The following is a 12,773-nucleotide window of genomic DNA, read 5'->3' as shown; positions in this document are numbered from 1 at the left end:
CAAAAGCAGATACAGACACTTTATGGCACTGGCTACCAAATACGACCCGACTCAGGTAGAGGACAAATGGTACAAGCACTGGATGCAACAAGGCTTTTTTAAAGCCACGCCCAATCCGGACAAGAAACCTTACACCATCGTCATTCCTCCTCCAAACGTCACAGGTGTATTGCACATGGGCCATATGCTCAACAATACGATTCAGGACATCCTCATCCGTAAGGCCAGAATGCAGGGCTTTGAGGCCTGCTGGGTACCGGGCACCGACCATGCTTCCATTGCTACGGAAGCCAAGGTGGTAGCCATGCTGCGTGAAAAAGGCATCAAAAAGTCGGAGATCGGCCGGAACGAGTTCATGAAATATGCCTGGGAGTGGAAGGAGAAATACGGCGGCATCATTCTGGAGCAGCTCAAAAAGCTGGGTGCCAGCTGCGACTGGGATCGCACGGCATTCACCATGGATCCCGACTACTACAAGGCGGTGATCAGGGTATTCGTTGACCTGCACAAAAAGGGCTATATCTACCGAGGCTTGCGCATGATCAACTGGGACTGCGAAGCCAAAACTGCCCTTTCCAACGAAGAAGTAATCTACAAGGAGGACGGCGAGAAGTCGCTGCTTTACTCCGTAAAATATGCCATCAAAGGCAGTCCTGATGAGTTCGTGGTCATTGCTACACAGCGACCAGAAACCATCATGGGTGACACTGCTATTGCCGTTAACCCAACTGATGAACGCTACAAGCATTTAATAGGTAAGCATGCTTTGGTGCCTTTCATCAACCGTGAGATTCCGATCATTGCCGACGATTATGTTGACAAGGAATTTGGTACCGGCTGCCTGAAAGTAACACCAGCCCACGACCCAAATGACTACGAGATTGGACAGCGCCACAACCTGCAGGTAATCGACACCATCGACCTCGACGGCACATTGAACGAAAAGTGCGAAGTGCCTGCTTATGTGGGTAGAGATCGCTTTGTGGTAAGGAAAATGGTGGTAAAAGACCTCGACGCTGCTGGAATACTTGTTGGTTCAGAGGAGTTCGTTACCAGAATTGGTCGCTCGGAGAGAACCAACACAGTGGTTGAACCCAAGCTTTCGCTCCAGTGGTTCATCAAAATGAAAGACATTTCCACACGTGCCTACAAAGCCGTGATGGATGATGAGGTGAAGTTGCACCCCAACAAGTTCAAAAACACCTACGCCTACTGGATGGAGAACGTGCGTGACTGGTGTATCAGTCGGCAGCTTTGGTGGGGACACAGGATTCCGGCTTACTACTATGGCGAAGGGGAAAACGACTTTGCAGTAGCAGAAACAATAGAAGAAGCACTCGAAATAGCCAGAAAGGAAAGCGGCAACGCAGCACTGAAGGCTGAAGACCTGAGGCAAGACTCTGATGTGCTCGACACCTGGGCATCAAGCTGGCTTTGGCCTACGGAAACATTTGGCGGCTTTGCCGACGAGAGTTTCGATAAGGCAACTGGCAAAATTGACCTGACCAAGGCCAAAGACCTGGGCTATTTCTACCCTACCGACACCCTGGTAACGGCTCCGGAAATCTTGTTCTTCTGGGTAGCCCGTATGATCATTGCTGGATACGAATACACAGGGCAGCGTCCGTTCAAAGACGTGTACCTGACCGGCATTGTGCGTGACAAGCAGCGCCGCAAAATGTCGAAGTCGCTGGGCAACTCGCCAGACCCACTCGACCTCATTCGTGACTTCGGCGCCGATGGGGTGCGCACCGGTATGCTTTTCAGCTCGCCAGCAGGCAACGACCTGCTGTTTGACGAGAAGCTGGTGGAGCAGGGCCGTAATTTTTCCAACAAGATTTGGAACGCCTACCGCCTCGTAAGTGGCTGGGAAATAGATGACAGCCTTTCGGGCAAAGACAACGAAATGGCCATCCGCTGGTTCGAGAGCCGTTTCAACCAGGCTCTTGCCGAACTGGAAGACCACTTCGAAAAATTCCGCATGAGCGATGCGCTGATGACGGTGTACAAGCTCATTTGGGACGACTATTGCAGCTGGTACCTGGAGATGATCAAGCCCGCCTACCAGGCACCGATTGACAGAGCTACTTACGATGCCACCATCAGGCTGTTTGAAGACCTGATGAAGGTGTTACATCCTTTTATGCCGTTCCTTACCGAAGAGCTGTGGCATGCTATGAAAGAAAGAAGCGACAAAGACTGCATCATCGTCTCTGAGTGGCCGGAGAAGAAGCCATTTGATACGGAGTTGCTGGAGCAGGCAAGCTGGGCATTTGAAGCCGTGGGGCAATGCCGGAACACAAGAAATGCGAAAGGATTGTCTCCCAAAGAGGCGCTGGAACTGCTGATCAATACGCAAAAAAAGGAATTATACGAATCTTTCATGCCCATTATGCAGAAGCTGGGCAACCTGAGCTCCGTAACTTTCACCTCCGACAAAGTGGATAACGCCACGCAGTTTGTGATCAAAGGCGACGAGTTCTATATCCCGATGAGTAAGAAGATTGACGTGGAGGCTGAGCGAAAGAAAATGGAAGAAGAGCTGGCCTACACCAAAGGCTTCCTGGCTTCCGTTATGAAGAAGCTCAGCAACGAACGCTTTGTGGCCGGCGCACCTGAGCAGGTAGTAGCCATGGAAAAGCAGAAGATGGCAGATGCCGAAGGAAAGATCAAGAGTTTGGAAGAGGCGCTTAAGGGATTATAAATTTGAGATGGCTGATTTGAGATAAGGCTTCGAGGCTTTAGATGATAATGGAAACCGGGTGGAGACGCTCGGTTTTTCTGTTGACGGAATTCCGGTAGCCTTTCAAGTCCCAACCGAGCAACTCCCTCAATCTGTTCTCAAAAAAACACCCCCTGATAACCTGCCAGTTTACAGCGCCAATCCGTTTCCTTTTGGCAGCTCGCCGCTCTCAAATTTCCCTATCAAATTATAAGCAACTGAAAATCAGGGCATAAAAAATCCACATGGATTAATCTCACCTAAAGTGCTAATTAGAACAAAGTATCAAGCAAAAAAATGTAAAAAGTTGTCATCATCAAATTAACGATTTTTAGTTGATTTTATTAAAAATATAACAACATGCAAGCATCTTCATTGCTTCTTTCATACTAAAACAGCCACTTTCCTTTCAAACAGGCAATTGAGTAGTTCATCTGCCGTTATCTGCCATTTGCATTTCAACGCTTTACCCTTTGGCAGGACACACAGTAAATTAATGCTTTCTTTTCACCACCCTTATGGCAGGGTGTGTTCATTTTAACCGACTGAATTTTAACTATGGCAACTGGAAAATCGGGTCTTTTCTTATTGGCTTTCTGTGGGGTGTTATTGGGGGCTTGCGGAAATGGAGAACTAAAACAGAAAATTGGTAAAAAAGACGTGGTAGTGCCCGTGATACAACTCGAAACGGAAACGGTAAGGGTGCCTCACGATTACATTTGCGACATTCAGGCGAGGAAAAATGTGGAGATACGGGCACGTGTGCAGGGCTACCTGGAGCAGATTTATGTTGACGAAGGTCAGGAAGTGGTAAAGGGTCAGCCACTGTTCAGGATTAGTGCTCACGAATACAAGGAACATGTGAGTCGGGCGGAAGCCAACCTGAAGCGGGCCATTGCAGAGGGCAAAGCAGCCAATTTAGAAGTAGACAGGCTGCGAATTATGGTAGAAAAGGAAATCATTTCCTCCACCGAGCTGGAAGTGGCCAAGGCACGCAAGGATGCTTCTGAGTCGGCTGTGGCAGAGGCGAGATCGGTACTGCAAAATGCGCAGATCAACCTCAACTATACTTATATCAAAGCACCCTTTTCCGGCACAGTTGACAGGATTCCATTCAAAATTGGCAGCCTGATCAATTCAGGTACACTATTGACCACTGTATCTGACGTGTCGGAGGTATTTGCCTACTACAATCTCACCGAAAATGAGTACCTGCAATTTGCCCGCAACAAGCTGAACGGACTGGGCAAGTTCAACGACAAGCCCGCTGTTTCGCTGGTGCTTGCCGACGGCACAGAATATTCAGAAACAGGCTTTGTGGAGACAATGGATGGAGATTTTGAACCTGGCACTGGCTCAATTTCCTTCAGGGCACGCTTCCCCAACCCCAGCAAATTACTGAAACATGGTGCCAGTGGAAAAGTACGCATGATAGAGCAGTTGGAGAACGTGGTGCTGGTACCGCAAAAATCAACTTTTGAAATTCAGGACAAAAACTACGTCTTTCTGTTGGGTGAAAACAATACAGCAGTTGCTCACAGCTTTACGCCTGCCATGAGGTACCAGCTGTTTTATGTGGCAGAAGGGCTCGAAGCCGGGCAAACCATTGTGTACGAAGGCTTGCAGTCCATACGTGACGGCAACACAATCAACCCTAAAATGGTGCAGGCGGACAGCGTCCTGGTCTCTTTGAACAACCTTTAATTTACTCTGGCGACTTGTCTGCTACCACCCATTGACCACTCAGTGAGCTGCTTAGCTACGGTCTTTATTGTCAAATTTCGATTAGTCAATGTTTGATATTTTCATAAAACGTCCCATCCTGTCTTCGGTCATCAGCGTGCTGATCACCTTCGTAGGAGTCATTTCCCTGCTGCGACTTCCCGTCACCCAATTCCCTGAGATTGTGCCGCCTTCTGTGACAGTGAACGCACAATATACAGGTGCCAATGCGGAGGTTTGTGCCAAAACAGTCGCCACTCCCCTTGAGCGGGCGATCAATGGCGTGCCTGGTATGAACTACATTTCCACCGTTTGTACCAACAACGGCACCACCCTCATTACAGTGTTTTTTAACGTAGGCACCGACCCCGACCTGGCCGCCGTGAACGTTCAGAACAGAGCCACATCAGTACTCGACGAATTACCCGACGAGGTAATCAAATCGGGTGTGATTGTAGAAAAAGAGGTCAACAGCATGCTGATGTACCTCAACCTGATGAGCCGTGACCCGGCGCACGACGAGAAGTTTGTCTACAATTTCGCCGACATCAATATCCTTAGCGACCTCAAGAGAATTGATGGTGTAGGTCGAGCCGAGATCATGGGCTCCCGGGATTACTCCATGAGAGTTTGGTTGAAACCAGACCGCATGGCCACCTACAATATCTCCACACAGGACATCGTCGATGCTATCCATCGGCAAAATGTGGAGGCTGCGCCGGGAAAAACGGGTATCAGCTCCGACAAGTCGGCCCAGGTGCTCCAGTACGTGCTGCGCTACACCGGTAAGTTCAGTGAGCCAGCTGAGTACGAAAACATCATCATCAAATCCACCTCCGACGGCTCCATGCTGAGGATTAGAGATGTGGCCGAAGTTGAGTTTGGCTCGCTCGACTACAACATGGTTTCGATGACAGACGGGAGGCCTTCTGCTTCCATCATGATCAAGCAGCGCCCTGGCTCTAATGCCCGTGAGGTGATCGACAACATCAAAGCAAGAATGGCTGAACTTCAGGAAACCAGCTTTCCACCCGGCATGGAATATAACCTTGCCTACGATGTGAGCACATTTCTTGATGCCTCCATACATGAAGTGGTGAAAACGCTCTTTGAGGCCTTCATTTTGGTATTCATTGTGGTGTTCATCTTCATTCAGGACTTCCGGTCAACGCTCATTCCAGCCATCGCCGTGCCTGTGTCGCTGGTGGGCACATTGTTCTTTATGGAAATGTTTGGCTTCTCCATCAACCTGCTGACTCTGTTTGCCCTGGTACTCGCCATAGGCATTGTTGTAGACAATGCCATAGTGGTGGTGGAAGCGGTGCACGTAAAAATGGACGAAGACAAATTAGGCGCCAGGCTACTATGGCAGCCATGAGAGAAATAGGTGGTGCCATCATCGCCATTACCATGGTGATGTCGGCTGTGTTTATTCCCGTGGGCTTCATGACAGGCCCGGTGGGAATCTTCTATCGGCAGTTTTCTATTACCCTGGCCATAGCCATCGTTATTTCGGGTATCAATGCACTTACGCTCTCCCCTGCCCTGTGCGCCCTTATGTTGAAGCCCAACCACTCTAAGGAGAAAAAAAGTCCGATGGATAGGTTTTTTAAAGCTTTCAACGCCCGTTACAGCCAGATCGAAAACAAATACAAGCGCACACTCATTTTCGCCTCTGGCAGAAAGCTGCTTACGCTGACCGTGCTTGTAGTCTTCTTTGTGGCCACGTGGGGCATGGGGGTGATTTTGCCCACAGGCTTTATTCCAACAGAAGACCAGGGCACCATCTATGTGAACGTGGCCACCCCGCCCGGCGCTACACTGGAAAGAACGCAGGCCGTGCTGGAAGAAGTGCAGGAAGCTATTGTCGACTTCGAAGAGATAGAGACCATGTCGACACTTTCCGGGTACAGTCTGCTCACAGAATCGGAGGGGGCCTCCTATGGCATGGGCATGATCAGCCTGAAACCGTGGGAAGAGCGGGAAGCAAGCGTTGAGGAAATGATTCTGCTGCTGCAAGACGCCACCAGCGAGGTGTCTGACGCTGAAATACAGTTTTTTCCACCGCCCACAGTGCCGGGTTTCGGCAATGCCAGTGGCTTCGAAATGCAGCTACAGGACAAAACGGGCAACGAACTTGACTATACAGCGAAAATAGTCACTGGTTTTGTTGATGCGCTGAATGAGCGCCCGGAGATTCAGAACACCTTCACCAACTTCAACCCCAACTTTCCTCAGTACCTGCTGCATGTGGATCACGACCAGGCGGCTAAACTGGGTGTATCCGTAGAAGAAGCCATGAGCACTCTTCAGACCTTTGTTGGCAGTTTTTATGCCTCCAACTTTATCCGCTTTGGGCAGCTCTACAGGGTAATGGTGCAGGCATCGCCGGAATTTCGCAGCAACCCACAAGACCTGTTGAAGCTCTACACCAAAAACCGGGAAGGCGAAATGATCCCCTACAGCAGCTTTATTAAAATGGAGCGGGTGTTTGGGCCGGAGCAGCTCACTCGCTACAATATGTTTACCTCAGCCATGATCAACGGAGAACCAGCCCCTGGTTACAGTTCGGGCGATGCCATCAAAGTGGTGGAAGAAACCGCCAGGGCCTACCTGCCACGTGGCTTCAACTATGACTGGTCGGGCATGACCAAGGAAGAAATTGCCTCAGGCAGCCAAACAATCATCATTTTTATGGTTTGCCTTTTCTTTGTATACATGCTATTGGCAGCTCAGTACGAAAGCTACCTACTGCCCTTACCTGTTATTCTTTCTCTGCCGGCGGGCATCTTTGGTTCCTTCCTCTTCCTTCAATTGGCAGGCCTTCAAAACAATATTTATGCGCAAGTGGCCATGGTGATGCTGATTGGGTTGTTGGGCAAAAATGCGATTCTGATTATTGAGTTTGCAATTTTGAAACGGCAGGAGGGCATTGGGATACTCAACGCCGCCGTACAGGGTGCTACCTCCAGGCTTCGTCCGATTCTAATGACCTCCTTCGCATTCATTTCCGGGCTTATTCCACTCTGCTTCGCTTCGGGAGCCGGAGCGCTGGGCAACCGGTCTATCGGGGTGGCGGCAGCGGGAGGTATGCTGGTGGGCACATTGGTTGGCATCGTATTGATACCCGGCCTGTTTGTAATATTTGAATCGATCGCCAGTAAACTGAGAAGGGAAGAGCCTCACGAAGAACCTAAAATGGCTTGATGGTAAAATGATTTGACGATGAGATTGATGCAGCTATTTGTTCGAAAATATCTTTTGATTTTGCTTTTAGCCATTTCGGCACAGGGATGTGTGATCACAGCACAGGTGGACGACAGCAAGCCAGACATTGGCAACGATTATGGCCTGGGCGATACTGGCATCAGCGACGCCGCCCTCCATTGGTCGGACTATTTTGCTGACACCAGCCTCGTGAACTTGATTGAAGAGGCGCTGGCAAACAACCTGGATGCCAGGATGGCCCTGCAACGCATTGCCATCGCACAAAGCCAGTCAAGAATTGTCCGGTCGGCATTGTTTCCGCAGGTGAGCATGGGTGGCAGCGCAGGCGTTAGAAGGTATGGAGACTACACCATGGATGGCGTTGGAAACGACGACACCAACCGGTCAGAGCCCGTGCTTGAAGAAGGCAAAAGACTACCGAAGCCTTACACCGACTACAAAATAGCACCCAACTTCGCCTGGGAGGCCGACATATGGGGCAAACTGCGGCACAAGAAAAAAGCAGCACTTTCCCGATGGCTGGCTTCAAAAGAAGGTATGCACTGGATGCAAACCGAAATCGTGTCTCAAGTGGCCACGCTTTACTTTCAGCTGATGGGACTCGACAATGAGCGCACCGTCATCCTGCAAAATATTGAGCTTCAGGAGCTCGGTATGGAGCTTATCAAAATCCAGAAAATAGGCGGAAAGGTCAACCAGCTGGCAGTAGACCAGTTTGAAGCGCAGTTCCTGAACACGCAGTCACGGTTGCCAGAGATAGAGCAAGCCATCATTGCCAACGAAAGTGCCATCAATCTTCTTTTAGGAAGATATCCGCAGAAAGTTGAGCGTAACTCCACCACCCTTGCACAGCACCTGCCCGACAGTGTGCATCTCGGATTGCCCGGTGACCTCCTCGCCTTTCGTCCCGACATAAAAAAGGCCGAGCTGGAGCTTGAAGCCGCCAAAGCAGATGTTCACGCAGCCAAAGGTGCTTTTTACCCCACACTAACCCTCAACGGAGAACTTGGCTTTCAGGCCTTTGGGCCCGATAAGCTGTTTGTGCCGGGTTCCGGCATCTACGCCCTGGGTGCCGGATTGTCGGCTCCATTGTTTCAAATGGGAAAAATAAAAGCGCAGTTTGCACAAACGAAGGGCGTGCAACACAATGCAGTGCTGAACTACCAAAAAACTATCTTACAGGCCTTCAATGAGGTATATGTTAGTTATAATGCCTTTGAAAACATCAGAAAACGGGTGGCTATCAAAAGCGAAGAAGTGGAAGTGCAAAAAAGGGCGTTTACCAACTCCAGCGACCTTTTTTCAGTAGGTTATGCCAGCTATCTTGAGGTCATCATGGCACAGCGAAGGATGGTGGAGGCGCAGCTGGAGCTAACACAGCTCCGGGCCGACCAGCTCAAAGCCAAAGTGGACGTATACAAAGCGCTTGGGGGCGGATGGGCAGAGTAGGGAAGTAAAAAGAGCCTACCTAACGAAGATGCTGTTCTTTTGACAACGTCGGTTGCTGGCATCTCTGGCTGCGGATAGTTAATTTGTCTTCCCGATTCCACACAGCATGAGAGCATATTTGCTACTACTTATATTTTTTAGCGCCGGTTACACAGTTGCCCAATCTAATGGTGCGTCCAGCTTTCAAACAGTTGACTACAGAAAACACATCACCTACTACAAAATGATGGGGAAGCCCAGGCAACACTTCGCTGGCTTATATTATCCCAATGATGAGTTCAAAAAAGGCCTAATATTTATGGGCGATGACCTGCCATCAGACACATTGCTGATGAGGTACCATAAACTCAGCGATGCCATTGAAATCAAGAGTGGGGATAACGTGTTTGAGATTCGCCCAACCAGTGGCGCCAGCGAAATACACATCGGAAAGTTGGTGCTGGTTTCCAGGGCATTTGAGTTCAAGGGAGTAACCAGATTCGGTTTTTTTGAGTTACTGAGACGAGGCCAGAACGAGCTGCTCGCAAAGGAAATCTACAAACCTGACCCTGGCATCATGCAGGATGCCGCAAGTTCAAATCAGAAGACACCAATTTATGTCCCTGTTGGAAGCAGCTATCTGAGTGCAGCTGAAAGCACTCCGACGGGGTTCAAATTTCTTGCAGAGGACTTTGAGCAACGCTTTTACTTTACAACTGAAAATGCTGGCATGAGCGAAGTCAGAAAACTTAAGAAGTTTATCAATCTGCTCCCCGGTCATCATGAGGAGCTTCTTCGCTACTCAAAAAAAAATAAGCTCAAAAAGAACCGGGAGGGGCTTGTCTCCCTCGTCAGCTATTACGATTCGCTGAATAAATACTAGACAGTCTCGCTTATCAAACGCCAGTTGTCACCAACTAGTCTCTCATCAAAAAAGCCCCCGTGTAAACTTTTTTCCTACCTTTCACCTTTTATTAATTCACAAATTGAAGTTAACGAATGAAAATCGGCAAAGAAAAAGTGGTTTCCATCCACTACACACTTAAGGACAACGAAGGCACCACGCTTGACTCAAGCGTTGGTGATCAGCCCTTACTATACATTCATGGCATTGGCAACCTGATTCCTGGCATGGAAGAAGGCCTGGATGGAAAAGTAAAAGGAGACAAAGTAGAAATTAAAGTGAGCCCTGAGAAAGGCTATGGCGTTCGTGACGGGCGAATGATCCAGAAGATGCCACGCTCAGCTTTCGGCGACCAAAAAGTGGAAGTGGGCATGCAGTTCAATGCAGGCACTAAAAACGGGCAGCAGGTGGTGACCGTGACCAAAGTAGAAATGGATGGCATCACCATCGACGGCAACCATGCGCTGGCAGGTGTTGAGCTGAACTTTTCGGTAGAGGTGCTCGACGTGCGTGATGCGAGCAAAGACGAACTGGCCCACGGCCACGTGCATGGCCCGGGTGGACACCATCATTAACGAACAACATCAATAGCAAGTAACGTCACCTCGATCCGACTCTGTTTTCCTCAAGGGAGACCCGTTCTACGTCGGTTCCCCTTCGGGATTCGAGGTGACGGTTCTTATTGAAATTGCTGTTATCAATACGGCTACCTCCCTCCATTAAAAATCCGTATTTTTGCGCTCTCTTAAACCAATACCATGAGCGTAGCATCCGAACTCGAAGCAAGAAGTGAATCAAAGTGTGAGCTTTGCCAAGCCACAGAAAACCTCTCTGTCTATCTCGTATCACCTGGCGAGAGCGAAACCCTCGACAACAGCATCCTGGTGTGTGGTAAATGTCAGGCCCAACTCAACGAAAGTGAGCCAGCCGACCCCAACCACTGGCGCTGCCTCAACGACACCATCTGGAGCGAAGTATCAGCCGTAAAGGTACAAGCCTATCGAGTCCTTCATGGTTTAAGAGGCGAAGGCTGGCCCCAGGATCTGCTCGACATGATGTACATGGAAGAAACGGAGCTGAAATGGGCCCAGGCTACTCTGATGCAAGACGGAGAAGTGGCCGTCGTCCACAAGGACAGCAACGGCGTAACCCTGGCCAATGGCGATACAGTGGTGCTCGTAAAAGACCTGGATGTAAAAGGAGGCGGCTTTACAGCCAAGCGTGGCACGGCGGTGCGCAATATTTCGCTGGTAGCCGACAATGCAGAGCAAATCGAAGGCAAGGTGAATGGCCAGCAGTTGGTGCTTCTGACAAAGTTTCTGAAGAAGTCATAGCTGCCGGTAAATCATGTGGACGTGCCCCCTATGCAACCATAGCTTTTCCAGGGAAAACCAATACCACTCCTGCAACGACCGTACGCTGGAAAGTTTTCTGGAAAGACGAAAGCCAGAAATAGTAGAGCTGTTTTACTACTTCATTGATCAGTACAAGCAAATTGGCGACTTTGAGGTGCACCCCGCCAAAACCCAGATTGGTTTTGGTGCGAAGATAAGGTTTGGTTACATCCCACGAGTGGGCAAAGAGTTTATTGACGTTGCCCTCACTTTACCCAGAAAATACGAAGACAACCTTTGCTTCCATCGCATTGGTGAAGTACCCGGCTACGAAGTTTACCAGCACTACCTGCGGCTAATGCACAAAGACGACATCAACGACGAGGTAAAAAAGTACATGAAACTGGCACTGGACTATGGCAACAAAGCGTTCAACGACTGGTAAGCAATTGGCAACCTGATTTATCGCAGCCATTTTCAAAACCTTCTGAAGGTCACTACGTAAAAGCTTTCATCTCATTTTTTTATCATGATCAGGCAAATTCAAATACCACCTCCTGACAGGTGAAGATCGCCAGCCATCTCTTTCAAAGATGGCAGAGTCATTCTCTTTTTATACCTTCGAAAACTCATGTTGAAAGTTTTATATTTCCTGGCTGTTACTGCCATCCCATTGTTCGCTTCGGCACAAAAACCGGGATCGGCTTACCCCGATGACAGCAAGAACCCAAGCCTAACGGGGGGACATATCGATTCCGCTGTCACGTCCTTCAAACAAGGCAAGTGGCAGCAGGTAGTCGCCATGTTCGATTCCATTGTCTCTAACAACTACTTTACCAATAACCAGCTCTACTACGCAGTAAGCAAAAGTCTGGAAAGCCTTTCCAGAGAAACGCCCGAACCCGCAAAAAAAGATTCGCTGATGCAAGCCTCAAAAAAAGTGTATGAGGCGAGTTTGGGCGAATGGGGTGAACAGGTAATGGAAGGTGGTGTGGACCTGAAAGTATATTCTATAGTTGACAAAAACCCCGAGCCGGTAGGTGGCATGAAAAACTACACTACCTACCTTGAGCAAAACATGAACTATCCGCCCGATGCACTTCAACAGAAGAAAGAGGGAAAGGTATTCCTGCAGTTTGTGGTCAACAAAGACGGCAGTATTGATGCCATCAAGGTACAGCGTGGATTGTGCAAGACGTGCAACGAAGAAGCCATCAGGCTCATAAAAGAAGGGCCTAAATGGACACCTGGCAAGCAAAACGGACAACCAGTGTTTGTGAGAATGGTGCTGCCTGTCTCGTTCAATATCAGAGACTACTACCGGGCACTAAAGGTCAAGAACACTAACTAGAATAAAGCTTAAGTGAGTTCTGTCTTTTGAAAGCTTTGATTAGATTTATGTATCAGAACCATTCATCTAACCAAGCTGATCGCT

Annotated in this window: 8 protein-coding genes and 1 pseudogene; all 9 read left to right on the top strand. The window is 49.1% G+C overall.

What is annotated here, in order from left to right:
* Positions 1-22: 22 nt before the first annotated feature.
* The 9 genes and pseudogenes from ACMVP2_RS20030 to ACMVP2_RS19990 all read left to right on the top strand — a co-directional run bounded on the left by ACMVP2_RS20030 (position 23) and on the right by ACMVP2_RS19990 (position 12,689).
* The gene (locus ACMVP2_RS20030) at positions 23-2,704 is read left to right on the top strand and encodes a valine--tRNA ligase (RefSeq protein WP_416864817.1); all 2,682 of its coding nucleotides are present in this window, start codon (positions 23-25) and stop codon (positions 2,702-2,704) included.
* A 576-nt stretch (positions 2,705-3,280) separates the two neighbouring features.
* Positions 3,281-4,426, top strand: coding sequence for an efflux RND transporter periplasmic adaptor subunit (locus ACMVP2_RS20025; protein ID WP_416864816.1), 1,146 nt, complete (start codon positions 3,281-3,283; stop codon positions 4,424-4,426).
* A gap of 88 nt (positions 4,427-4,514) precedes the next feature.
* Positions 4,515-7,651 (top strand): annotated as a pseudogene (locus ACMVP2_RS20020) (efflux RND transporter permease subunit).
* Positions 7,652-7,669: 18 nt separating this feature from the next.
* Positions 7,670-9,121: a TolC family protein gene (locus tag ACMVP2_RS20015; RefSeq protein WP_416864815.1), complete on the top strand. Its 1,452-nt coding sequence runs from the start codon at positions 7,670-7,672 to the stop codon at positions 9,119-9,121.
* 106 nt (positions 9,122-9,227) lie between these two features.
* On the top strand, positions 9,228-9,983 hold the full coding sequence (locus ACMVP2_RS20010) for a hypothetical protein (RefSeq protein ID WP_416864814.1): 756 nt from the start codon (positions 9,228-9,230) through the stop codon (positions 9,981-9,983).
* A 116-nt stretch (positions 9,984-10,099) separates the two neighbouring features.
* The gene (locus ACMVP2_RS20005) at positions 10,100-10,579 is read left to right on the top strand and encodes an FKBP-type peptidyl-prolyl cis-trans isomerase (RefSeq protein ID WP_416864813.1); all 480 of its coding nucleotides are present in this window, start codon (positions 10,100-10,102) and stop codon (positions 10,577-10,579) included.
* 183 nt (positions 10,580-10,762) lie between these two features.
* Positions 10,763-11,338, top strand: a complete 576-nt coding sequence (locus ACMVP2_RS20000) for a PhnA domain-containing protein (RefSeq protein WP_416864812.1) — start codon at positions 10,763-10,765, stop codon at positions 11,336-11,338.
* A gap of 13 nt (positions 11,339-11,351) precedes the next feature.
* A complete protein-coding gene (locus ACMVP2_RS19995) occupies positions 11,352-11,783 on the top strand; it encodes a DUF5655 domain-containing protein (protein ID WP_416864811.1) in 432 nt (143 codons plus the stop codon).
* Between the two features lie 186 nt (positions 11,784-11,969).
* Complete coding sequence (locus ACMVP2_RS19990) at positions 11,970-12,689, top strand: energy transducer TonB (protein WP_339793003.1); 720 nt, start codon at positions 11,970-11,972, stop codon at positions 12,687-12,689.
* Positions 12,690-12,773: the final 84 nt, after the last annotated feature.

The organism is Imperialibacter sp., from assembly GCF_048007035.1.
Taxonomy (GTDB): Bacteria; Bacteroidota; Bacteroidia; order Cytophagales; family Cyclobacteriaceae; genus Imperialibacter.
Note: the sequence above shows the minus strand (reverse complement) of the source record. Positions and strands in the feature narration are given on the sequence as shown.